The 24661-nt window shown below is 60.9% G+C and carries 21 protein-coding genes; 9 read left to right on the top strand and 12 right to left on the bottom strand.

Annotation, left to right across the window (positions count from 1 at the left end; genetic code table 11):
* Positions 1-3 precede the first annotated feature (3 nt).
* Genes H6866_06130 through H6866_06120 form a run of 3 tightly spaced genes read left to right on the top strand, consistent with a single transcriptional unit; the run spans position 4 to position 3043 of the window.
* Positions 4-981 carry an HlyD family efflux transporter periplasmic adaptor subunit gene (locus H6866_06130; GenBank protein ID USO07017.1) on the top strand — a complete coding sequence of 326 codons (978 nt, stop codon included), beginning with the start codon at positions 4-6 and terminating at the stop codon, positions 979-981.
* Positions 978-1913 carry an ABC transporter ATP-binding protein gene (locus tag H6866_06125; protein USO07016.1) on the top strand — a complete coding sequence of 312 codons (936 nt, stop codon included), beginning with the start codon at positions 978-980 and terminating at the stop codon, positions 1911-1913. The genes H6866_06130 and H6866_06125 overlap by 4 nt, the downstream gene beginning before the upstream one ends.
* A complete protein-coding gene (locus tag H6866_06120; GenBank protein USO07015.1) occupies positions 1823-3043 on the top strand; it encodes an ABC transporter permease in 1221 nt (406 codons plus the stop codon). The genes H6866_06125 and H6866_06120 overlap by 91 nt, the downstream gene beginning before the upstream one ends.
* Here H6866_06120 and acs read toward each other — a convergent pair whose 3' ends face one another.
* On the bottom strand, positions 3044-4927 hold the full coding sequence (gene acs / locus H6866_06115) for an acetate--CoA ligase (protein USO07014.1): 1884 nt from the start codon (positions 4925-4927) through the stop codon (positions 3044-3046).
* 49 nt (positions 4928-4976) lie between these two features.
* Positions 4977-5402 (bottom strand): EVE domain-containing protein, encoded by a 426-nt coding sequence (locus H6866_06110; protein ID USO07013.1) that lies wholly within the window; start codon positions 5400-5402, stop codon positions 4977-4979.
* A 64-nt stretch (positions 5403-5466) separates the two neighbouring features.
* Between H6866_06110 and H6866_06105 the strand changes: the two genes are divergently transcribed.
* Positions 5467-6843 carry a M48 family metalloprotease gene (locus H6866_06105; protein ID USO07012.1) on the top strand — a complete coding sequence of 459 codons (1377 nt, stop codon included), beginning with the start codon at positions 5467-5469 and terminating at the stop codon, positions 6841-6843.
* A 52-nt stretch (positions 6844-6895) separates the two neighbouring features.
* On the top strand, positions 6896-7636 hold the full coding sequence (locus H6866_06100) for a DsbA family protein (GenBank protein USO07011.1): 741 nt from the start codon (positions 6896-6898) through the stop codon (positions 7634-7636).
* Positions 7637-7699: 63 nt separating this feature from the next.
* Here the strand turns inward: H6866_06100 and H6866_06095 are convergent, their stop codons facing one another.
* Both H6866_06095 and H6866_06090 read right to left on the bottom strand, forming a co-directional pair.
* A complete protein-coding gene (locus H6866_06095) occupies positions 7700-10873 on the bottom strand; it encodes a hypothetical protein (GenBank protein USO07010.1) in 3174 nt (1057 codons plus the stop codon).
* 194 nt (positions 10874-11067) lie between these two features.
* Positions 11068-12648, bottom strand: a complete 1581-nt coding sequence (locus H6866_06090; GenBank protein ID USO07009.1) for a PAS domain-containing protein — start codon at positions 12646-12648, stop codon at positions 11068-11070.
* A 148-nt stretch (positions 12649-12796) separates the two neighbouring features.
* Between H6866_06090 and H6866_06085 the strand changes: the two genes are divergently transcribed.
* Complete coding sequence (locus H6866_06085) at positions 12797-13378, top strand: isochorismatase family protein (protein ID USO07008.1); 582 nt, start codon at positions 12797-12799, stop codon at positions 13376-13378.
* Positions 13379-13391: 13 nt separating this feature from the next.
* Here H6866_06085 and accC read toward each other — a convergent pair whose 3' ends face one another.
* From accC to H6866_06045, 8 genes are all read right to left on the bottom strand, one after another.
* Positions 13392-14780 carry an acetyl-CoA carboxylase biotin carboxylase subunit gene (accC, locus tag H6866_06080; GenBank protein ID USO07007.1) on the bottom strand — a complete coding sequence of 463 codons (1389 nt, stop codon included), beginning with the start codon at positions 14778-14780 and terminating at the stop codon, positions 13392-13394.
* Between the two features lie 2 nt (positions 14781-14782).
* A complete protein-coding gene (locus H6866_06075) occupies positions 14783-15190 on the bottom strand; it encodes a RidA family protein (protein USO07006.1) in 408 nt (135 codons plus the stop codon).
* Position 15191: 1 nt separating this feature from the next.
* Positions 15192-15662, bottom strand: a complete 471-nt coding sequence (gene accB / locus H6866_06070) for an acetyl-CoA carboxylase biotin carboxyl carrier protein (GenBank protein ID USO07005.1) — start codon at positions 15660-15662, stop codon at positions 15192-15194.
* A gap of 121 nt (positions 15663-15783) precedes the next feature.
* The gene (aroQ, locus tag H6866_06065; GenBank protein USO07004.1) at positions 15784-16239 is read right to left on the bottom strand and encodes a type II 3-dehydroquinate dehydratase; all 456 of its coding nucleotides are present in this window, start codon (positions 16237-16239) and stop codon (positions 15784-15786) included.
* 20 nt (positions 16240-16259) lie between these two features.
* Complete coding sequence (locus H6866_06060) at positions 16260-16859, bottom strand: HAD family phosphatase (GenBank protein USO07003.1); 600 nt, start codon at positions 16857-16859, stop codon at positions 16260-16262.
* Positions 16852-17796, bottom strand: coding sequence for a copper chaperone PCu(A)C (locus H6866_06055; protein USO07002.1), 945 nt, complete (start codon positions 17794-17796; stop codon positions 16852-16854). The genes H6866_06060 and H6866_06055 overlap by 8 nt, the downstream gene beginning before the upstream one ends.
* 77 nt (positions 17797-17873) lie before the next feature.
* Complete coding sequence (locus H6866_06050; protein ID USO07001.1) at positions 17874-20024, bottom strand: thioredoxin family protein; 2151 nt, start codon at positions 20022-20024, stop codon at positions 17874-17876.
* A 61-nt stretch (positions 20025-20085) separates the two neighbouring features.
* Positions 20086-21549, bottom strand: coding sequence for a bifunctional heptose 7-phosphate kinase/heptose 1-phosphate adenyltransferase (locus H6866_06045; GenBank protein ID USO07000.1), 1464 nt, complete (start codon positions 21547-21549; stop codon positions 20086-20088).
* A 187-nt stretch (positions 21550-21736) separates the two neighbouring features.
* On the opposite strand from H6866_06045, the gene H6866_06040 reads away from it, so the two are divergent.
* The 3 genes from H6866_06040 to H6866_06030 all read left to right on the top strand — a co-directional run bounded on the left by H6866_06040 (position 21737) and on the right by H6866_06030 (position 24659).
* On the top strand, positions 21737-22651 hold the full coding sequence (locus tag H6866_06040; protein ID USO06999.1) for a transglutaminase-like cysteine peptidase: 915 nt from the start codon (positions 21737-21739) through the stop codon (positions 22649-22651).
* 121 nt (positions 22652-22772) lie between these two features.
* Positions 22773-23336, top strand: a complete 564-nt coding sequence (locus H6866_06035; GenBank protein ID USO06998.1) for a cation transporter — start codon at positions 22773-22775, stop codon at positions 23334-23336.
* A 15-nt stretch (positions 23337-23351) separates the two neighbouring features.
* Complete coding sequence (locus H6866_06030) at positions 23352-24659, top strand: RsmB/NOP family class I SAM-dependent RNA methyltransferase (protein ID USO06997.1); 1308 nt, start codon at positions 23352-23354, stop codon at positions 24657-24659.
* Positions 24660-24661 lie beyond the last annotated feature (2 nt).

Genomic DNA, 24661 nt, shown 5'->3' with positions numbered 1-24661 from the left:
GTCATGCGCAAGCTGATCGTCATTATCCTTCTTGTTATCGTTGCCATGTATCTGGTGCTGCGCATCGGCGAGGATCAGGGTGCGCCCACAAGCTGGCAGGGCTATGCCGAAAATCAGGATGCGCTGATCGCGCCGCAGGACGCGGGGCGGATCGATGCGGTGCTGGTCAAGCGCGGCGCGCGGGTCAAACGCGGTCAAAGCCTGTTCCGGCTGGAGGACATCAGCGCACGCAACGCGGCCGATGCCGCGCAATCTCAGGTCGCGCAGGCGCAGGCAAATCTGGACAATCTTTCAAGCGGCAAACGGCCGGCCGAGCTTTCAGTCCTGCAGGCGAATGTCGCCAATGCGCAGGCGGCGGTCAGGCTGGCGCAGGGCGATTACGCGCGCAAGAAGGACCTGTTCGCCACCGGCGACCTGAGCAAAAGCATGATGGATCAGGCCAGCGCGGCGTTGAAGGAGGCGCAGGCCCAGCTGAGCGCGGCGCAACGCAACGTCGCGGCGGCGAAGCTGCCCGCACGCGAAGGCGAGATCGCGGCGGCGCGCGCAGCGCTTGAAAATGCCAAGGCGCAATTTGAAAACGCGCAATGGGCGCTTGCGCGCAACGACGTGCATTCACCGGCAGACGGGCTGATCGCGGACACAATCCGCGAAGCGGGCGAAATGGCGTCGGCGCAGCAGCCGGTGATCCGCCTGTTGCCGGACGGCAAACGCGTGATCCGGTTTTTCGTGCCGCAGGACGAGATCGCGCGCTTGAAGCCGGGCGAAACCATCGCGTTTACCTGCGACGGGTGCGCGGCGGGGTTGCATGCGCGCATCGATTACATTTCGCCCAAGGTGGAATACACGCCGCCTGTGATCTACAGCGTGCACAGCCGCCAGAAACTGGTATTCATGGTCGAAGCCGCACCGGACAATCCGGATGCGCTGCCCGCTGCGGGGCAGCCCGTGAACGTCGCCAAGCCGTGGATGCATACGCCATGAGCGACGGCGCGGTCATCGACGTTCGCGGCATTTCAAAATCATTTGACGGACGGCGCGTCGTCGACCAGGTCGACATGCAGATCAAACGCGGTGAGATCGTCGGCTTCCTTGGCCCCAACGGGTCGGGCAAGACGACCACGCTGCGCATGATGTGCGGGCTTTTGACGCCCGATTCCGGCACGGGACGCGTTTTGGGATACGACGTCACCCGCGCGGCGCAGGCGATCAAGCTGCGCATCGGGTACATGACCCAGAAATTCAGCTTTTACGAAGATCTGAGCGTCGCGGAAAACCTGCATTTCGTGGGCAGGCTGTACGCGCTGAAAAACCGGCGGGCAAAGGTGGACGCGACGCTTGAGCGTTTCGGCCTCAAGGCGCGGCGCGACCAGATGGCGGGCACGCTTTCGGGCGGGTGGAAGCAGCGCATGGCGCTGGCCGCGTGCATTTTGCACGACCCGGAGGTGTTGATGCTCGACGAGCCTACCGCCGGGGTCGACCCGCAGGCGCGGCGCGATTTCTGGGACCAGATCCACCGGCTGGCCGCCGAGGGACTGACGGTGCTGGTCAGCACGCATTACATGGACGAGGCTGAACGCTGCGGTCGCATCGTCTATATTTCGGGCGGGCGCGTGATCGCCAAAGGCACGGTGCCGGAAGTCATCGCGCAATCCGGGCTGGTGACATGGATCGCGCGCGGGGAAGACCTGATGCGGCTGGCAGCCGAGTTGCGCGGGCGCGCGGGCATCGCGCAGGTCGCGCCGTTCGGCGAAAGCCTGCATGTCATCGGCACGGACGCGGGCGCGCTGGAAGCCGCGATCGCGCCGTTCCGGGAGCGCGCGCAATGGGTGCAGGGCGAAACCACGCTGGAGGACGTATTCATCCAGTTGATGGCGCAAAGCGCGCAGGCGCCGAAAGTGCAGGAGGGCGCGTGAACCTGTTTTCCCTGTCCCGCGTCGGGGCCATTCTGGTCAAGGAGTTCACGCAGGTCCTGCGCGACCGGATGACGTTCGGCATGATGATGGGCGTGCCGATCATGCAGCTGCTTTTGTTCGGCTTCGCGATCAACAGCGACCCCAGACATCTGAGCGCGGTTTTGCTGGAGGCGGACCAATCCGCCTATACCAGAACCTATGTCGCGGCGCTGGAAAACACCGGGTATTTCCGCTTCCTGCCCGACGTGCACGACGAGGATACGGCCCGGTTCCTGATGCGCACGGGCAAGGCGAGCTTCATTTTAAACATTCCGCCCGATTTCACGCACCGGCTTTTGCGCGGCGACAATCCTTCGGTCCTGCTGGAGGCGGACGCGACCGACCCCACCGCCATCGGCAATGCGGTCGCCGCCGCCAGCGCCATCACGAACAGCGCGCTGGCGCACGATCTGCGCGCCAACACCATCGGCAGCGCGCAGGACGCCTCGCCTTTCACGCTGGTCGTGCACCGCGCCTATAACCCCGAAGGCCTGACACAGTACAACATCATTCCAGGCCTGATCGGCGTGATTTTGACCATGAGCACCATCATGATGACCGCCATGGCGCTGACGCGCGAGGTCGAACGCGGGACGATGGAAAACCTGCTGGCGATGCCGGTGACGCCGTTCGAGGTGATGATGGGCAAGATCGCGCCCTATATCCTGATCGGATTCTTTCAGGTCGCGGTCATCGTGTGCGCCGCCTATTACCTGTTCGGCGTGCCGGTCATCGGGCCTTTATGGGTTTTGTTCGCCGCCGTGTTCGTGTTCATCGCGGCCAATGTCGCGCTTGGGTACACGTTTTCGACCATGTCGCGCAACCAGACGCAGGCGATGCAGATGACGACGTTTTTCTTCCTGCCCTCGATGCTGCTGTCCGGTTTCCTGTTCCCGTTCGGCGGGATGCCGGATTGGGCGCAGATGATCGGCCGGGCCCTGCCGCTGACGCATTTTCTTTTGATCGCGCGCGGAGTCATTCTGAAGGGCAATGGCTGGAGCGAGGTCTGGCCCAATCTGTGGCCCATCGTACTGTTCTTTCTGGCGGTGTGCGGCATCGCCGTCACCCGCTATCGCCGGACGCTGGATTAATCAGGTCTGAGCGCCAGCAAGCAGCGCATCGACGATGGACGGGTCGGCAAGGGTCGATGTGTCGCCCAGATTTCCGGTGTCCCCCGCCGCAATCTTGCGCAGGATGCGGCGCATGATCTTGCCCGATCGCGTCTTGGGCAGGCCTGGCGTGAAATGGATGCGGTCGGGCGTGGCGATGGGGCCGATGATTTCGCGCACGGTCTTGACGATGTCGGTACGCAATTCGGGTGACGGCGACTCGCCCTCTTTCAAAATCACATAGGCGTATATGCCCTGGCCTTTGACGTCGTGCGGGAATCCCACGACCGCGCTTTCGGCCACGGCATGGTGGCGGTCGATCGCGGATTCGATTTCGGCGGTGCCGAAACGGTGGCCGGAAACGTTGATCACGTCGTCGACCCGACCGGTCACCCAGTAATCGCCATCGGCGTCGCGGCGCGCGCCGTCGCCGGTAAAGTACATACCCTTGAAGGTCGAAAAATAGGTTTTTTCAAAACGCGCGTGGTCGCGGTAGACCGTGCGCATCTGGCCTGGCCATGAATCCGCAATCACCAGATTGCCTTCGACCGCGCCGTCCAAAACATGACCCTCGTTGTCGACGATCGCGGGTTTGACGCCGAAAAACGGCCGTGCCGCGGAACCGGGCTTCTGCGCGGTCGCGCCGTTGGGCAGCGGCGTGATGATATGGCCGCCGGTTTCGGTCTGCCAATACGTGTCGATGACCGGGCAGCGTCCGTCGCCGACCACGTCGTGGTACCATTCCCATGCCTCGGCGTTGATCGGCTCGCCCACGCTGCCCAGAATGCGCAGCGAGGCGCGCGCGGCACGTTTGACGAACCCGTCCCCCTCGCGCAGCAGGGACCGGATCGCGGTGGGCGCGGTGTAAAAGATATTCACCTTGTGTTTGTCGATCACGTCCCAGAAACGCCCCCAGTCCGGGTATTGCGGCACGCCCTCGAACATCAGGGTGATCGCGCCGTTGGCCAGCGGGCCATAGACGATATAGCTGTGACCCGTGACCCAGCCGACATCAGCGGTGCACCAGAACACCTCCCCATCGCGGTAGTCGAAGGAAACTTCGTGCGTATAGGACGCATAAACCATGTAGCCGCCGGTCGTGTGCAGCACGCCCTTGGGCTTTCCGGTCGAACCGGAGGTGTACAGAATGAACAGCGGATCTTCCGCCGCCATTTCCTCGCACGGGCAATCGGCGGGTTGATGTTCAACCGCCTCATGCCACCAGACATCGCGCCCGTGATGCCAGTTTATCTTTCCGCCCGTGCGGCGCAGCACGATCACGGTATCGACGCCGGGGCAGCCTTCAAGCGCGGCATCGACGTTTTTCTTGAGGGGGACGGTCTTCCCGCCGCGCACGCCCTCGTCCGCGGCGATGACACAGGTGGATTCGCAATCAATAATGCGGTCGCGCAGGGATTCGGCGGAAAATCCGCCAAAGACGACCGAATGGACCGCGCCGATGCGCGCGCAGGCCAGCATGGCCACCGCCGCCTCCGGCACCATAGGCATATAGATGGTCACGCGATCACCTTTTTTTACCCCGCGGGATTTCAGGGCGGATGCGAGTTTGCAAACGTCGGCCTTCAATTCGGCATAGGTGATATGGCGGCTTTGGGCCGGATCATCCCCTTCCCAGATGATCGCGGTCTGGTCCGCGCGCTGCGGTAGGTGCCGATCGACGCAGTTGTGACAGGCGTTGAGCACGCCGTCCTCGTACCATTTTATCGATACGTCAGGCGCGAAACGCGTGTTCTTGACCTTTGTATACGGTTTGAACCAGTCGAGGCGGTGGCCGACCTCTCCCCAGAAAGCTTCCGGATCTTCAATGCTGCGCGCGTAGAGAGTCTGATATTCACCAGCGTCCATCTTTCCAGTGTACCCCAGCGTGCGGTGCAGCAACAACGCGGCAAAAGGGTTAGACGTCCGACCTTATACCGCCCAGCGCGCAAATGCGTGCCCACTCGGATTCTGTGACTGGCTGGACCGAAAGTCGCGACAGGCGCACCAGCGCCATATTCGCCAGTTTTTTATCCGCCTTGATATCGGCCAAGGTCACCGGTTTCGGCAACGGCGCGAGCGCGCGCACGTCGACCATCACGAATTTGCCGGTTTCGTCGGACGGATCGGGATAGGCCGTGCGGGCGATTTCGACGATGCCCACGATTTCCCGCCCTTCGTTCGAGTGATAGAAAAACGCGCGGTCGCCCTTTTGCATCGCGCGCAGATTGGCCGCCGCCTGATGGTTGCGCACGCCATCCCAGTGGGTCGTGCCCTTTTTCACCTGCCGGTCCCAGGACCAGATTGCGGGTTCGGATTTGATCAGCCAGTAGCGCGCGGTCATCAGGGTTCCGACCTTAACACAAGAGCGTCTTTCTTTCGACAGGATTGCGCGCCATAGTAAGGGCATGCGCAAAACCCTGATCCTTCTGGCGTTGATGTTCACGGCTTTCGTATCCACGCCCGCGCGCGCGGATACCGGCATGATCATCATTCGTGATACCGAAATCGAAGGCACGTTGCGATCATGGGTTACGCCGATCTGGCAGGCGGCCGGGCTTAATCCGCAATCGACCAAGCTGATTCTGGTGCAGTCGCCCGATTTCAACGCCTTCGTCGCGGGCGGGCCGAACATTTTTTTATATACCGGCATGATTTTGAGAGCGCAAAACCCCGGCGAGATTCTGGGCGTGCTGGCGCATGAAACCGGGCACATCGCGGACGGGCATTTGATACGCGGGCGCGAGGCGATGGAGCGCGCCTCGTACGAGGCGATGCTGGGCATGATTCTGGGTATCGGCGCCGGGGCGGCAGGCGGCGGGGGCGCGGCCAACGCCTTGATTCTGGGCGGGCAAGGCATGGCGATCAGCCAGTTTCTGGCGCATAGCCGGGTGCAGGAATCATCGGCGGATCAGGCGGGCTTGCGCTTTTTACAGGCGGCGGGCGACAGCCCGGAAGGGATGGTGACGCTTCTGGAAAAACTCAAGAGTCAGGAATTGATGCCGCAATCACAGCAATCGGCCTATCTCCAGACCCACCCGCTGACCACGGACCGGCTGGCGGCGATGGAGGCAGGGGCCGCAAAATCGCCCTATCTGAACAAGCCGTACCCGGCCGCGTGGGACGATGCGTATAAGCGCATTCAGGCAAAGCTTTTAGGTTTTATCCAGCCCGACCGAGTGGCATGGGTGTATCCGCCAGCGGACAATTCCATTCCGGCACAATACGCGCGCACCATCGCGGCCTACCGGCGCAGCGAAAAAGACAAGGCGCTGGCCGGGATCGATGCGCTGATCGCGCACGAAACGCAAAACCCCTATTTTTACGAACTCAAAGGCCAAATGCTGCGCGATTTCGGGCAATTGCCCGGCGCGGCACAGGCGTATCACAAGGCGGTCGCGCTTAAGCCCGACGCGGCTTTGATCCGGATCGATCTGGCGCAGGTATTGGTCGCCATGGCCGGAAACAACGGCGACGGCGCCCTGTACCGCGAGGCCGAGACACAACTGGACGCGGCGCGGGACAAGGAACCGCGTTCGGTCGACATGCAACGGCTTTATGCCACGATTTACGGGCGGCAGGGTGACGAGTCGCGGGCACGTTACCATCTGGCCGAGCAAGCCGTTCTGGAAGGCCGGATGCGCGAGGCACGGACCCTGCTGGCCGGGGCGATCGGCGGCATCAAGCCCGGAAACAAGGATTTCCGCGCGGCCAACGATCTTAAGCTGTATCTCGACAGCCAGCCGGACAAATCCGACAAAAAGGGTGACAGGGACAGCCGGTAAGCTAGACTGCGCCATATCGTAAAAAATTCACGTTCAAGGAGACGACCTCAACATGCGCCGCTTGCTTCTGGCATTCGCCTTTCTGATGCCCCTGACCCCGATGATGATCGCCGCCGCGCGGGCGGAAGAATTCACCCGCACCCAGATCGAGAGCATCATCCACGATTATATCGCCAACCACCCCAAGGAGATGATCGACTCGGTCGAAAATTACGGCAAGCAGCAACAGATGGTAGAAGACCAGCAGGCTTCGACGCTGGTACAGGAAAACATGGACTGGCTGGTCCATAACTCCAAGCACGCCGAAGCCGGCAGCACAAAGCCGGATGCCAGCATCGTCGAGTTTTTCGATTACAATTGCGGGTATTGCAAGGCCGCACTGCCGGATTTGATGACGCTTCTGGGCACGGATAAAAACCTGCGCATTGTCTTCGTTGAAATTCCGATTTTGGGCGAGTCCTCAATCACCGCCGCAAAATGGGCGCTGGCCGCGAACGAGCAGGGTAAATATCTGCCGTATCATATTCTTTTGATGAAGCATAAAGGCCCACTGGACGAGGCAACCTTGGTCGATTACGCGAAACGCGCGGGGCTGGACGCCGACAAACTGAAGGCCGACAAGGACAGCGACAAGATCGCACGCATCATCGACGAAAACATCGGCATGGCCCGCAAGCTAGGCATTCAAGGGACGCCCGCCTTCGTCGTCGGCGACCAGTTGTTGCGCGGCTATGTCGGCATGGATGCGTTGCGCGACGCGCTCAAGACCGCGCGCGAAGCCGAAAAGAAATAAGATTGATATTGTTTTGAACGGAAAGCCGGCCCCTTTCGGGGCCGGTTTTTTAATAACTAAATCCTATCTTTGGAATACGACTACCGCGCTGCTCAAGATCGGGTTCGGAACCTGATCCAGTCTATCCCAAGTGCCGGCCCCGGCCATGTAATAGGTAAGCGTGGGAATCGACCAAGTGCCATCGGCATAGCTGTAACCTTTCCATTCCCTGGTCTTGGCTTCGATCAAATTCTCCGTGGTGGCGTATATGAATGGCTGGCAGCCGCCTTTACCACCGCAGATGAACCCAAGATGCAGGACCGTCCAGGGGATTTTCTTCTCCTCGTTCCTGCCGCAGTGAAGCGGTTCGTAAAAACCGTTCTGGCGAACCGTCAGGCTCGTATTGTTTTCGACCTGCGGGCGGTGCGCCAGAAGCACGCCATCCTTGTTCAGCAGCGTCGTCTGGATATAGGTGGCATCGGACGGATCGTAATGGTGGAACGACAGGGAATATGTGCCGTCCGTGTTATCCGTCTTGTCAAAGACCGCATCGCAGTATTTCGTGGCCCCATCCGCGAGAGCGCCGAATCTATCCGGATAATCATAGACGTTCGTACAGCCGTCGGTGGTCGATTCCTGCTCGGTCAGGTTCAGCGATTCATTGGTCGATGCACACAACTGACCTTGCAGTGCACGAAGGTTATCCTTCTGTTCCTGCGTCAGGCCGCTTGTCCAACCTGCCGCGACCTGATCGGCAAGATCTTTGGCATGTGCCGCCGCCGCGTCCGCATCCGCCTTGGCCTGATCATAGACACCCTTGGCGGTATTATAGGCGGTAGTGGCATTGGTCAGGGTTGTTTGCGATGCATTCACCTCATTCTGACGGGCCGCGGTATCGGTTTGTTTTTGCGCATAAAGCTGTTCGGCCTGGGTCGCGTCATTTTCTGCCGTCGTGGCCGCCGCCACAGCCGCATCCGCGTCCGATTTAGCCGCATTTTTTTGCGCGGTCGTATAACTTGGATCATCCTTGATCGAGTTGTAATACGCGGTTTTTTGACCCGCCGTCGTGCGCTTTGCGGTTGCATCGGCGCGCTTGGATTCAGAATCGGTCTTAGCCTGATTTTCCACCGATTTCGCGATATTAAGCGCAGACACGCGATCGTTATACACGGCTTGGGCCGCGTCCATCGCCGTCTTTTTGGTGTTCATGATGCTTTTCTTGTCTTCCGCGATCTGTCCTTTTTGCGTCGCTATTTCACCTGCTTCCCTGGCCGCTTCGCTGGCGTTCAGCTGGAACGCGATATTACCGCAGAGATCTTCGCGCTGTTTTTGCGCTTCGCTGGTCAGGTAAATCAGATTCGGGTCGGTATGCGCATTGGTCCACGATTTGATGTAGGCGTTTTCACCTGGTCCTGCGTATTCAAACCAGTTGCTGCAGCCCTTGATGTTGCAGCGCTGCCACTGAAGAAGAACGCTGGAGGTATAGTAACCCTGCGCACGGGAGAGCACGTAAATCAGCCCAGCCTTGGTGCCGTTATACGGCACACCCGGATCAAGCGCCACCGGCAGGCCCGGATAGGAAGCCGCCTTGTAATACCCCGTCGTCGAATTCCAGCCGCTACCCGGCGTCACGATCGTCGTCGGCAGCCAGTTGCCCTGCGCGGACGGATCGTAATCATACGGACAGTTGACGATTGCGACACGGGTCGACCAGGTGCACTGGTTGTCGGAAATGGTCCAGCGCGACGTCGCCTCGGGCAATGGTTTGAAAGTCTGCGGATCGATCCAGGTGCGCGCACCCATGTCGCGACGGGTGGTGGTCGAAACATACTGACGCAGATCAGTACCGGTAAAGTAATCGAAGTTCAGGAAGGTCATTATACCGCCGACCATCTGGGTGCAGGACCCGAAGAAACATATGCCGGTGAGGTCCGGGAACCAGGTTTTGTCCCGACCCCAGCTCAGGACCGGCATGGCGTACCATTTCTGGTTGCTGACACGCGGTGCGGTGGCCGGCGCGCCGGGAACCTTGTCGCAGGTGACGGTGAAATACTCGTCGCCGCCACAACTGATATCCGTGCCGATCCATTTTGCCCGACGCCCCGCATCCTGGGTGTTATGGCTGATGTCGACTTGGGATTTATCGATCACGCGCACCAGTGTTGCCGTGCCCGTACGCCAGGTCGTGGTGGAAGTGCCGGTGCCGAGCAGGTTGACAAACGCCATTTTGGTGACCGCGGTGACACCTGCGCAATCCAGAATGCGGGTATCGCTCTGGTCCGTCGTATCGGTATCAGTCACGCCCTGCGCGCCACTGCCAGACGCCTTCAGGCCGCACGTATCCAGCGCCTTGTTCGCATCGCCCGTGCCGGTTTCCTTTTTGCTGATATTGGCCTGGGTACAATCCATCTGAAGCTTTTGGGCAAGCAAATCCTTGAGCGCCACGGCCGCGAAATTGCTAAGATCGGCCGAGCCTTCGCCAGTCTTGAATTCCTTGTCGGTCACGGTGATCGCGATATCGGGTACACAATTGCCAGCCGTGTCGGCTTGCCAGCCCGTGGTTTCAAACGTCCCATCCTTCTTGTAGGTCACGACACGTTTTTCAACGCGCGTACCGTGGCTGCCGGTATCGCACGCCATGGTGCGGTATTCCGTACGCGCCATGTCGGAAGCCGGCACGGCCGGACGATCAATTTTCAATACCACGACCGGCGCGCCGGCGGGGATGTTGGCCGTGGCGCAATCGCCGGTCAGGTTTACGGTGCTGTTGCCCGAAGCGTCGGGATGGGCCAGCGTGACCGTTCCATTGGAGAAAGTACCGACCTGATCACCGGCAAGCCGCGAACGCAGACCGTTGACCACCGCGGCGGCATTGGTGCCGATACCACGGACCTGAAAATTGCCGGTCGTGGAATCGCGACCGTCAATCCAGGTGATATGCGTCACCTGCGTGCCGCCGGAAGAGCAAATCGCCGATTTGACCGGCGCGCCCATGGCATCCGGGCTAAGACCGAAAGCCGCAAGATCAAGGCTCCAGCCAGCATCGACCTTGGACGACCAGCTGGGATCGCTGATGATTGCGTTTTGAATCTGGACCGCAACGTTGCCGAGGCCCGAAGCGTAATATTCCGCACTCAGTCGCCCGGTGGCGGAGGACAGCGCCTTGTTAGCGTCCTGTTCCTCGGGCAAGCAGGCCGAAAGCGTCAACAAACCAAAACACAGGGCCGTCATTGCCAGTTTGCGCATGGTGGACATCATGAGTTTCGACCCCTCCCACAGGGTTTTAGAAAATAGTGATCCATCCTTATTATCAGATGAAAATCCTTAAAATTTAGTTCAAAAAAAGGACTGATGCGCGGGAATCCGCTATATAGACGACTAAATTAGGGAAAATTAACGATCCGACCCCTTGTTTAGCATACGTGAATCGTAAAAATTCCAAGCGGAAAAAGTCATTGTTGCGGCAGGCGGGGCAAACGGATTGTAACCGTCGTACCGATGCCAAGGCGGCTGTCGATCGTCAGGGTGCCGCCATGCAATTCGGTCAGATCCTTGGTGATGGCAAGCCCCAACCCAGACCCTTCGTGCCCTCGGGTGAACGCGTTCGATACCTGTTCAAACGGCCTGGTGACGTCGGCGATCTTATGGGCCGGAATGCCGATGCCGGTGTCGCGCACGATGATGCCAAGCGTATCCGGCTCGTTTTTCAGCGTCACGTCGACACGACCGCCGCTTTGCGTGAATTTTACCGCATTGGACAAAAGGTTGAGCAAGATCTGCTTGAGGGCCCGGCGATCCGCACGCAAAAAGACATCGCCCTCGGGCAGGGTGCAGGTCAGCGTCAAGCCGCCTTCCTGCGCACGGGCTTCCATCATCTGGGCGGCGGTGCGAATGATCTGGGCGATATCAACCTTTTCCAGGGTGAGCTCGTATTTTCCCGCCTCGATCTTGGACATATCCAGGATGTCGGTGATGAGATCGAGCAGATGATGCCCGGATTCCCGGATCGCGCCGATGTAATCGAGATAGCGTTCGTTGCCCAGCGGTCCCAAAAGCTGCTTTTCGATCAGGTCCGAGAATCCGATAATGGCGTTGAGCGGCGTGCGCAGTTCATGACTCATATTGGCGAGGAAGCGGGATTTCGAGGCATAGGCGTTTTCGGCCTGTTCCTTGGCGATGCGCAGGGCCTTTTCGTGTTCCTTCTGCTGGGTGATGTCCTGCATGATGCCGTACAAGGCCACGACCTCGCCCTCGGCATCGAGTTCGCAACGCCCCTCGCAACGGATGACGCGGATCTGGCCGTCGGGCCGGATCGCCCGGAAATCCATGTCGTAATCGTTCTGCTGGATGATCGCGCGCTGGAAGGCCTGATACAGGCGGCCCAGATCACGCCGATGCACCAGCGCGTTCAGGGTTTCCATACCCGGACGAAAATTTGCGGGGTCGAGGCCAAAGATATTGTAGAGCTCGGCCGAAAATTCGACGTCCACCGACCCGACCTCCCAGCGCCAGTGCCCCATGCGGGCCAGCGCCTCGGCCTCGGAAAGCTGTTGGACGCGGCGTTGGAGTTCGGCTTCGTGGACTTGCGCGCGCGTAACATCGCGGCCAAGGCAGTAAAAGACATGCCTGTCGGCGCGGATCGTCCACGCCGTACGCAAAAGGTCGCCATTCGCGGCCAGCATACGGCAATGCATATCGATCTGATGCACATCGCCGTCCAGGTTTCCTGTCCGGGCGAATTGCGCCAGACCGTGCAGTGCGGCGCGCACGCCGGCGCAATCGGCCGGATCGACGAAATCAATGAACTGCTTGCCCAGCATGTCCGACGGGCCATAACCCAGCGCGCGCGTAAACGCAGGGTTGAAGCGCACGATGCCGCCATCCGTATGGGTCGTGCACATCAGGTCGTGAGTCATGCCGATGAATTGACGGAAATCCTCCGGCCGAAGGGCCGAAGCCGGTTGCTCGGTCCCGGATACACCATCAAAGCTGTTGGCGGGCGCGGGTTTTTTCAGGCGGGATTTGCTGTGCATGGCGGGTATCTGTCCAGCCGTCACAATACCGCAAATGCCTGTGATTTTCCATGGAATTCGGGGACGGGGCGTGAGAGATGGAAGTCGGCAGGATGTCAGGTCTTGATGTTATACTCCGTCAAAACAAACCTGTCCTAGCGGGGTCGGTATGATCGTTCCACAAGCAACGGATGCAAGAGCCCTGTTCATCGTCGATGTTCAGCCTCTGACATTAACCGGCGACATAGCCTTGCGTATCACCGATGCGATCGCGCGGTTCACAGAACAGCCCCTTTATCAGGCCTATATCGTCGCGGAATACCATGCCCCAAAATCATCCATGATGTACAAGCAGGGTGCTTTCACCCTGAAAGCCGAAGAAACCGGCCCCAGCAGCGAGGCCGTTTTACGCGCGCTAGAGCCATACCGGAAAAACCTTTTCCGAGTGCACAAAACCACACGATCCTGTTTCAAAGGGACGGACCCGGACGGCCTGAACCGTTTTTTGACCCAGCGCGGGATCCGTGAAATTCATTTCGTAGGCTTTGACATCAATGACTGCGTTCTGGCCAGCGCCTACGATGCCATCGATATGGGGTATTACAGTTTTGTTCTTGAGGAGTTGTCCCACCATCACGCAGGGCTGGAGCATCTGAAAGAATCGGCGATTACGATATATCGCCGCCAGAACATGACCAATAACAGCCTGATTGAAGGCATCGCGCGAAAACGGATCGAGGATCCATCCTAGAGGGGCAAGCCCGTCAGCGCCGCGCGCGGGCACCTTTCCCGGTGGGGATGGCGTCGGCATCGGTCATAGCCGCAAGCTGTTTTTCCAACCAGTGGATGGTGTATTTTCCCTTGATGAAATCGGGTTGTTCGACGATCCATGCGTGCAGCGGCAGCGTCGTTTTGACCCCATCGATCACGGTTTCGTGGATCGCACGTTTGAGGCGGCGGAGCGCCTCCTCCCGAGTGCGGCCATGGACGATCAGCTTACCGACCATGGAATCGTAATAGGGCGGAATGCGATAGCCGGTATAAATCGCGGAATCGAGGCGCACGCCCAGACCGCCTGCGGCATGGAACTGGGTGATCTCGCCGGGGCTGGGCAGGAAGGTGCGCGGATCTTCGGCGTTGATGCGGATTTCGATGGCGTGGCCGCGCAAGCGCAAATTGTCCTTGTTGATCAACAACGGTTCGCCCGCGGCAATGCGGATCTGTTCGGTCACTAGGTCAATGCCTGTGATCATCTCGGTCACCGGGTGTTCGACCTGGATGCGGGTGTTCATCTCGATGAAATAGAATTCCTCGTCCTGATACAGGAACTCGAACGTCCCGGCGCCGCGGTATCCCAGTCTGCGCACCACATCCGCCGCAAGCCCGCCGATATACTCGCGCTGTTCCGGGGTCAGGGCGGGGCTTGGCCCTTCCTCCACCACCTTTTGATGGCGGCGCTGGATCGAGCAGTCGCGTTCGCCCAGATGGATCCCCTCGCCCTTGCCGTCGCCAAAGACCTGCACTTCAATATGGCGCGGCTTGTCGAGGTATTTTTCGATATACATGGAATCGTCGCCGAAATTGGCCTTGGCCTCGCGCCGCGCGGTATTCCAGGCTTCCTCGAATTCGGATTCCTTGTGAATCACCTTCATGCCCTTGCCGCCGCCACCCGCGACCGCCTTGGTAATCACGGGATAACCGATTTTCTTTGCGACCTTTAGCCCCTCGGCCAATGTTTCAACCACGCCGTCCGATCCGGGCACCACCGGCAGGCCCAGTTTCTTGACGGTTTCCTTGGCCATCGCCTTGTCGCCCATGCAATCGATATGTTCGGGCTTGGGACCGATAAAGGTAAAGCCGTGTTCCTCCACCATGCGGGCAAATTCCGCGTTTTCGGACAGGAAGCCATAACCGGGGTGGATGGCGTCCGCGCCCGTCACTGCCGCCGCGGTCAGGATCGCGGGGATGTTGAGATAGCTGTCCTTCGCCGGCGGCGGGCCGATGCAGACCGATTCATCGGCCAAACGTACCGCCATCGCGTTCGCGTCGGCGGTCGAATGCACCGCGACCGAAAGAATCCCCAGTTCCTTGCAGGCGCGATGAATGCGCAGAGCGATTTCGCCGCGATTGGCGATGAGGACTTTTTTAAACATGGCTATTTCTCCACCATCGCAATAACTTCGATTTCCACGCAGCAACCGTCCTTGACCAGGCGGCTGACCTCGACCAGCGTGCTGACCGGTTTGGCGCGCTCAAGGTAACGGTTGCGCACGGGCGACACCTTTGCGAAGTCGTTCATATCGGTCAGAAAAATCTGGACCTTGACCACGTCGTCCAGCGTCGCGCCGTCGGCCGCCAGAATGGCTTTGATGTTTTCAAAAACGAATTCCGCCTGCGCGGCGGCGTCGCCCGGCGCAACTGCCGCGCCCGCCGCGTCCATCGCGATCTGGCCGGTCACGAATATCATGCGGGTCGCCGGCGTCAATGCAACCGAAAGCCCGTGCGAATAAGCCCCCATGACCGGGGTGAAGTCGGGCGGAACGATTTGCCTGCGCGCGGACATGTTATTCGATGATCATCAGCACGTCGCCGAATTCGACGGGGCGCGCGTCCTCGATCAAGACCTGTTTGACGGTGCCGCCGCGCTCGGCCTTGATTGGGTTCATAACCTTCATCGCCTCGATGATCATCAGCGTATCGCCCGCCTTAACCTGCGCGCCCTTGGCTACAAAAGGCGGCTTGCCTGGTTCGGGCGAGAGATAAGCGGTGCCGACCATGGGCGAAATCACCGCGCCCGGATGCTGGGCCGTGGTCGCATGGGCGATTTCCATCGAGGGCGGCATCGGCGCGCCGGGATTGTCGATCGGGAACACCGAGGCACCGGCGGAGGCCATAGGCGGCATGTAGGCGATGCCGCCTTCGGCGCGGCGGGAGACGCGGATTTTTTCCTCGCCCTGCGCGACCTCGATTTCCGAAAGCGCGGTTTCGTCGAGCAGTTCGGCCAGTTGCCGGATGGCGGCTTTGTCGATTTTCATGGACCTTGGAATTTCCTTTTTATTTTCAACAGTCTGGGCAATCAAAACCGGCACAAACCGGGCCCAAGCCCGCATGTTTAGCAGATCGGTGGAAAAGCGTCAAAACAACGAAATTATCTTTTTATTTCAATTTATTGGCCAACGCATCCAGCGCCACGAGATAGCCATCCGGCCCGATCCCAGCGATCACCGCCATGGCTAGCGGCGCGATATAGGAAGTATGACGGAATGCCTCGCGCGCCATCGGATTGGAATGATGAACCTCGACGATCGGGCAGGACAGCATTTTAAGCGCGTCATGAATCGCCACCGAGGTATGGGTGTATGCACCCGCATTGACGATAACACCAGCGGTACCGTCCGCTATAGCGTCCTGGATCCAGGTCACCAACTCGCCTTCGTGGTTCGATTGCCGCAGCGCGGTGCGCAGACCCAGTTTCGCGGCGTGGGCGGCGCACATCGCCTCGATCTCCGCCAGCGTCATCGTGCCGTACAGCGCGGGTTCGCGCGTGCCAAGCAAGTTGAGGTTCGGGCCGATCAGGATCAGGATCGTGCGGGCGGCGGCGGTGTCGGTCATTCAAATCCCCAGAAACAGGTTCAAGCCAGAAACGCCGCAAGAGTGTCGGCCAAAGCACCGGCATTTGTAAAGACATGACCCCGCATCCCCAGATCGCGCGCCGCCGCGACATTCGCGGGCAGATCGTCGATGAATAGACACGCGGCAGGATCGAGAGCATGGCGGTTGAACAACACGCGGTAAATCGCCGGGTCCGGCTTGGCGACACGCTCCACACCCGAACAGACCACGCCATCGAAACGCGCGAGGGTCGGCCACAGACTTTGTGCCAGTGTCCATTTTTCTGCCGAAAAATTGGTCAGGGCAAAGACCTTCACGCCGCGCGCACGCAGATTGTCTTTCAATTCCGATGTACCCGGCACCAGACCCGCGACCATTTCGTGCCAGTTTTCATCGTAGGCACGGATCAGGGATTCGTGTTCGGGAAAGGCGGCGATTCGTTCGCGCACCGCATCGGCCCAGCTGCGCCCAAGGTCTTGCTGCGCATTCCATGCGCGGGTACAGACCGTTTTAAGAAACGCTTCACGCGCACGCGCCTCCGGGATCAGGCGGCGATAGAGGTATTCAGGGTTCCAGTCGATCAGAACCCCGCCAACATCAAAAACAACCGTCTTATTCACCGCTTTTCACGGGTACGCCCGGTTGTGGCCCGTCGGGCAGGCGCGCACTGATGGGCGGCGACGGCGGCACGACCGCGCCGCTGGTGGCACGAATGGATTCGACGGTCGGCACCGGCAGCGCCTCCATATCCGTCGGGTTACCGATGGATGGCTGCGGCGCGGGCGGCAAGGTGCCCGGTATCACGCCGTCGGGGGTGGACATCGGCCCTTCGGGCAAAGGCCCGGGCGTTTTTTTCGGGTCGATGGCATTGGGGTCGATATGCACGGGTGCCTGCATGGCCGCGTCCGCCGGGAGCGCCGGCATGGTTTTGGTCACACCGGGCGTGTTTTCAGGCGCACGGCCCAGCAACGAACGCACCTTGTTGCGCAGACGATCCAGGAAAGATGGATTTTCCGCCTTTTCCCGGTTTTCCTGAATCGTGCGCAGCTTGCGCATTACGCCTTCCATAGTTTGGGGCGAAAAGCGTTTAGTCATTTCCTGCGGGTCGATCACCTCGACATTCACCGGCACGGTGCCCGCATGTTCAAATTTCAGGTTCATCGGAAATTTTTCGCCCGTCTTGAACTGGCTTTTAACGCCGGTCATCAACAAAGAGCTGCCGCCCATGCCAAGGACCAGCGGTTCACCCGCCGGGACGTCGATCGCATCAACACGGTTAAGCGCCATCCGGCCATCGTCGCCGACCGAAAGAGAAACCAGTTCGACCCCATCGGCCGCGGCGCTATCGGCGCCGACCAACCGGTCCGGCGCGGCGGCGTTATTGGTGAGGACCATGAACACGCCCGCAGTCGGCACCTGAACCGGCGCGGCCAGCGTGCTGGCGCGTTCAATCTGCATTGTGGACGGCACGGTCTGTGTTTTATCCGCATCCTGCGCGAATGAAGGCACAGCCAAAAACAAAACCAGCGCCAGAATCACCGTAAACGAGAAACGCATGAACCCCCCATACAGGCTAAGCCAGAAAACGGGTAATGATAAACCCAAGACAGGCGCTTTTCAAAATGCTTTGAGCTTCACTGGTCGGACGCATTCGCATGGCCGGACTCTTGCGGCATGTTAAGCGCAGTTTCAAGCGCCGCGCGGGTCAGTATCTGCGGCAGGATCACCGGCGCGGGCCGCGGGCCGTCCGCCTTGGGGGCCGGATAAAGCACGTAAAGCGGCACACCCGAACGGCCGAAACGTTGCAAATAGGCGGTAATCGCCGGGTCCTGCCCCGTCCAGTCGCCGCGCAGGGACACGACGCCCGCCGCATCGAACAAAGCGCGCACCGCGCGGGTCGAAAGCGTCATGCGTTCATTGACCAGACAGGTGATGCACCACGACGCCGACATGTTGACAAAGACCGGCGCACCCGTCGCCAGAGCGTCATCCAACGCGGCCGGGGTGAATGGCCGGGCATCACCGCGCGCGTCGTCGCTTATCGACATTGACGATCCGGTACGCGGGACGATGGGGATCAGTGTACAAAGCGCCAGAGCGAAAGCAAAAAAGCCGAGCAAGGTTAAAACGGCACGAACCTTGCGCGTCGGCGCGGGCCGGTCGAACAGCCAGATCGCAAGCGCGATCGCGCACATGCCGGCGCCGGTCCAGCCCACGGCATCCGGCCCCGCCTGCTGCGCCACCACCCAGACCAGCCAGACGGCGGAGGCAAACATCGGGAAGGCCAGCAACTGACGCAGCGTTTCCATCCACGCGCCGGGGCGGGGCAGGATTTTCTGCAGCACGGGCACGAGGCTGAGCGCAAGAAAAGGCAAGGCCAGTCCCAGCCCAAGCGTAGCAAAGATCAAAAGCGCGACCGGCGCGGCGCGGGTCAGCGCAACGCCCACCGCCCCGGCCATGAAGGGCGCGCTGCACGGCGTCGCGACCAGAGTCGCCAGCACGCCGGTCAGGAACGCGGTCAAACGGGGGTGGTGTTCCTCGGCCAGCAGCATACTGCCGCCAAAAGCGATGCGCAGGTCGAAAACACCCGCGAGGTTGAGGCCGATCACGAACATCAGCCATGCCAGCATTGCAACCAGCACCGGGTTTTGCAGTTGAAAGCCCCAGCCGATGCTTTCGCCCCCGGCGCGCAGCGCCAGCAGCAACGCGCCCAACGCCACAAACATGATAACGACGCCCAGCGCATACAAAACTCCGTTCAGACGCGCGGCGCGGCGTTCGGCGCCGTGCATTTCGACCAGATGCAACGCCTTCATCGAAAGCACCGGGAACACGCAGGGCATCAGATTCAAAATCAGGCCACCCGCAAGCGCGAAGACCAGCGTCAGCGCCAATCCCATGCCTTGCGCCGTTGCGGACGGGACGGCAGCGGAAAGACCCAGCGCAGGCGGCGTCGCAACCACGGGTCCGTCAATGCGCCATGCTTGGTCGCCCGCGCGCAGGACATAGGCGGCGGTATCGATCTCAGCCAGATCGCGGCCCGTATCCCGTGCCTGTTCGATTGTCAGTCGCCGGGCGGATGCGTCATAGGATACGGTCTGCGGCGCGGCATTGACCATGTAGCCGTATTCCAGTGGAAACAGCGCAAGCGTATCCGGGCCAGCGGCGATACCCGCCTGATCTGGCGGCAGGGTGATGCGAACCCGGACCCGGCTGTCATCAAGGTTGGTTTCAACCGGCCAGCCGACGGGCAAGGGCATCGCCCGCCCAGCCATTTCAAAAAGCGCCTTGTTCGCGGGCTGCGCCGTGGCCGCCACCGGCAGGTCAAGCGCAAGGTCGTGGGTTTCCGGGGTGCAGATTTCATCGCAGACCAACACCTGCGCCGTTGCTTCGATTTTCAGCATGTCGCCCGGACGGGCATCGGGGGGAACCAGCAGATCGGCCAGCATCACCGCCGTATCAGTATAGCCGAAATTCATCAACGGGCCGTAAGGCACGCGGCGCGGCGCGGGCCATTGCAGTTCGGAGGGCGCATAACCCGGTGGCAGGGTCCAGTCCAGGCGCATCGCCTCGCCACTGTCGCCGGGATTAACCCAATAAGTGTGCCAGTCCGGCGCAATGGTCTGGCGAACCGCCAGATGCAGTACCTGTCCCGGCACCGCCGCGCCGGTGTTGGCAAACAGGTCGAGCGCGACGTGCGAATCCTGCGCCCGCGCGGGATTCGCGGCGCAAAGCAGGCACAGACATATATAAATATAAAGGCAGAACAGGCGGCGCAAACGCATCGATACACTATATAGGCTACGTCACATAAATCGATTGGATTTATGTGGGCTCATACGCCGTTTAGGCCGCACCGATCTTGCGGATGGTCGCGGTGGTCGAAAACCCGTCCTCAAGCGGTAACAAGGCCACGCGCCCACCGGTGGATTCCACGAAATCGGCGCCGATTACGCGATCGCGCGTATAATCCGCGCCCTTGAAAAGCATATCAGGACGCACGGTCTGGATGAGTTTAAGGGGGGTATCTCCCTCGTCCGCGTTCGCGCCGAACAGCACCACGGCGTCGATGCTGCCCAAAGCGGCGACCACGCGGGCGCGCGCGTCCTGATCGTTCACGGGGCGTCCGACCCCTTTCAGGCGCGTGACCGAAGCGTCGCAGTTCAGTCCCAGAATTAGCCGGTCGCAGACGGCACGTGCATGGGCCAGCATGGTGACGTGGCCCTGATGAAGAATGTCGAAACAGCCATTGGTGAAACCGACCTTCAGCCCGCCTTCGCGCCAGCGCGCGGCCAAGGCCGCCGCGTCGTCCCATGACAGGACGGGGGCAATCGCGAATGAAGGCGCAGCATCGGCCAGCGCGGCGCGCAATTCTTTTGCCGACAAGGTGGCGGTGCCTGATTTTTCGACCACGCGGCCCGCCGCGGCGTTGGCCAGCGCAGCAGCGTCGCCCGCATCCGCCCCTACCGCCATCGCGGCCGCGAATACCGCGATCACCGTGTCGCCCGCGCCGGAAACGTCGAACACTTCGCGCGCCCGCGCGCGCAGATGCAAGGGTTCATCCGCCCCCACCAGCGTCATGCCCTCGGCCGCGCGGGTGGCAAGCACCGTGGCGATGCCGCATTCGGCCCGTATCCGGCGCGCGGCGGCGACGATGCCGGAATCATCCGATACGCCCATACCTGTCGCATCGGCCAGTTCCTTTTTATTGGGCGTGATCGCGGCGGCGCCATGATAGCGCGCGTAATCGCGGCCCTTGGGATCAACGAAAAACGGCAGGCCTGTCGCGCGCACGGCATCCAGTATTTTCGGGCCGACGACACCCTTGCCGTAGTCGGAGACGACGATCGCCGCGCAACCCCGAGCCAACGTGGGAATCCGCGCGCAAAGCGCGGATTCGACTTCCGCCGCCAGTGGCGCGGCGCTTTCGGCATCAACACGCAGAAGATGCTGGCCGTTCGCGATATAGCGTTCCTTGCGGATGGTGGGGCGGGACGGATCGACCACCAGATCGGCCCGGACGCCCCTGCGTTCCAGTATCGCGGCCAGTTCCGCGCCCGCGGCGTCGTCGCCCGCAACCGCAAGCAGCGTCACATCTACACCCAGCGCGGACAAATTGGCGGCGACATTGCCCACCCCGCCGGGGGCGGAGACAACGCGGGTGGCGGCAAGAACCGGGACCGGCGCCTCGGGGCTCAGGCGCGCGGCATCGCCATAAACAAAACGGTCGAACATTACATCGCCGATCACGAGCAGACGCGCGGCGGTTAATTTTTCGATCCAGTTCGTTAATTTTGGAGCGTTTTGCATACAAAACTCATAGGGCAAATTTGACCGGAGAGCAAGAAATCCGGGGTTTTTCAGGAAATTGTTAAAATGCACGATGATTTTCATAAATTACTAAAGCCCAGCCTGTATATTTTGGATTATGAAATTGTTGCAGTCCGGATTGCCGGGCAAGCGGCGGATAAACGAACAAACAAGAACGAGCAGAGCAATGCTGAATACGAAATCGACCAAAACGGGTGTGCTGACCAAAGTGAAGACGCATCTCGACCGCAACCGCCTCGGCGAACTTCTGGTCGACAGCGGTCAGATCAGCGAGATGCAGCTTTCGGACGCGCTGCGGATCCAGAAAGCCTCCGGCCTTGCGCTGGGCGAAGTGCTCAAGGAACAGGGGCTGATCAGCGGCGGCGCGCTGCGCGCAACGTTGGCGCAACAGGTGGCATGGCGCGCAATGGCGGCCACGCTGGCCTTCGTCATCGGCTTTGGCGCGCTGGGCATTCATACCGCGCGCGCAACCTCGGCGGTCGGCGATGCCGGTTCCATCAGCCGCCCGGAAGGCGCGCGTCTGCAACAGGCTTCGATCAACCGCCGCGACATTCCGGCCCCGGCCCCCCATTATCAAAGCCTGTTCGGGACGCAGGAAATCCGTTCCGCCGACGTTTCTCCGTTCACCAAATGGACCGGCGTCATGGCGCGACTCAACGACACGACCGCCGCCTTACCCGATGCGCTGAAAAGCGAAAGGGGCGCGAGCGAGGAAGAAAAGATCGAGGCCGTCAACGCCTTCTACAACAAGGTCCGTTATATCGAGGACAAGAATAACTGGGGCACATCGGATTACTGGGAAACGCCGCAGGAATTCATCAGCCGCGGCGGCGATTGCGAGGATTTTGCCATCGCCAAATACGCGGCGCTTAAAAGCCTGGGCTTTTCCGAAGACCAGTTGCGCCTTGCCATCGTGCGCGACACCTGGAAGGGCATCCCGCACGCGATCTTGATCGTATACACGGCGGACGGCGCCAAGTTTCTGGACAACCAGTACCGCGAAGTCAAGCAAGTCGCCGGGTTCGACCGTTACCAGCCCGTCTATTCGATCAACCGCACCGGCTGGTGGCGCCACGTCTAAACCTTCATAGACGGCTTATCGACAACAAGACAGATTTACCAAAACTTCAGGCCGCAGTACGTGTACCCCGCCCCCGCTAAACCCGCCTTGGGTTTCGGGGGCGGATTTGTTATGGTGCCGCATGACTTCCGATCCTGCACCCCATTCCGGCTCCATGCCCGTCCGCGCGCGCGCGCTGTGGATCGTGCTTGCGATCAACGCCGCGTTTTTCGTTCTTGAAACGCTGGCGGGGAATTTTTCCGGTTCTCTGGCTTTGCGTGCGGACGCGCTGGACTTTCTGGCCGACTCTTTCGTTTATGCCGCCGCGCTGAGCTTGATCCGCCATCCGGCAATCGAACGGGGGTGCGGAATTATCCTGAGCCTTCTGGCCGGATGGATTCTGGTGCGCGCGGAACTGGCCGCCGCGCACGGAATGCCGTTGCCGGACGCCCGCATCATGGCGGGCATGGCGCTGGCCGCGATGGCCGCCAACGCCGCCAGCCTGCATTTTCTGCGCGGCGCCCATGCGGGGCAAGCGGTGTGGCGCGCGTCGCGCGATGATTTTTACGGCAACGCGCTGGTGCTTGTCGCCGCGCTCGCAATCCTGATCGCTGGCGCAGCATGGGCCGACCCCGCCGCCGCCGGCGTGATGGCAGCGGTGTTCCTTGCACGCGCCGTACGCCTTGTTTTTCCTGGTAACGCATAACGAAACGGCAGCGACATGACACCCGGCGCACGCATTCAGGCGGCGATCGAACTTTGGGATAAAATCTGGACGGCAGGCGTGCCCATGGACACGCTGACCGGCGATTATTTCAGGGTGCGGCGCTATATCGGCGCGAAGGACCGCGCCGCCATCGCCGAACGGGTTTACGCCATGATGCGGCATTACGCGCGGGCGGGGTGGTGGCTGGCGCGCGTCGGAGGCGACGACACGCCGCGCACCCGCATGATCGCGGATTTGACATTGCGCGATCATGTGCCGCGCCCGCATGTCGCGGATCTTTTTTCAGGGGCCAAACACGCACCTGAATCGTTGAGCGAGCAGGAAGCGCGAATTCTGGACGCGCTGGCCGGACAAAACATCGACTCCCCCGAAATGCCGGAAGCCGTGCGCGCGGAATGCCCGCCAGAGGCCGAGGAACGGCTGCGTGCCGTGTTCGGGGACGGTTTCGCGCACGAGATGGCGGCGATGCTGATTCCCGCACCTTTGGATTTGCGGGCCAACACGATCAAGATTTCGCGCGACGATGCCATCGCGGCGCTGGCCAAGCACGGCGTCGAAACGGCGCCGACCGCCTTTTCGCCCGTGGGTCTGCGCGCGCCCGGACGGGTGCATCTGGCGGAAACGAAACTGCTTCAGGCCGGGGTGATCGAAATTCAGGACGAGGGATCGCAATTGATCGCGCTTTTATGCGCGGCCGGGCCGGGCATGCAGGTGCTGGACGCGTGTGCGGGTGGCGGCGGCAAGACATTGGCGATTGCGGCGCAAATGGCAGGCAAAGGGCGGATCGTGGCGATGGACACCAGCGCGCAACGGCTGGCACGCGGCAAGCCGCGTTACGTGCGCGCCGGGATTCACAATGTCGAACTGCGCGCGCTGTCGGACGAACAGAACGTCAAATGGCTGCGGCGGCAAAAGGGCAATTTCGACGTGGTGCTGGTGGACGCGCCGTGCACGTCGTCGGGAACATGGCGGCGCAACCCCGATCTGCGCTGGCGTGCGATGGGGCCGGGCGCTGACGAAATCGTGCGCGAGCAAGCGCAGATCCTGGAACGGTTCGCCAAATGCGTGAAGCCGGGCGGGTTGCTGGTATATGCCACATGTTCATTGTATCGCGCGGAAAACGAGGCGCAGGTCGAAGTGTTTTTAGGCGCGCATCCCGATTTCGCACTGGTGCCGCTGGCCACGGCGTGGACGCGGGCCGGGCTTAACGGCACGGCGCCGAAAGGCGAGATGATGCGCCTTAGCCCCCTGCAATCCGGGACCGACGGGTTTTTCTGCGCCGTGATGCAACGCGGCGGGTAAAT

This window comes from Rhodospirillales bacterium (assembly GCA_023898805.1).
GTDB lineage: Bacteria > Pseudomonadota > Alphaproteobacteria > Micavibrionales > UBA1664 > UBA6145.
The sequence above is the reverse complement of the archived record's forward strand: the minus strand, read 5'-3'. Positions and strand labels throughout refer to the sequence as shown.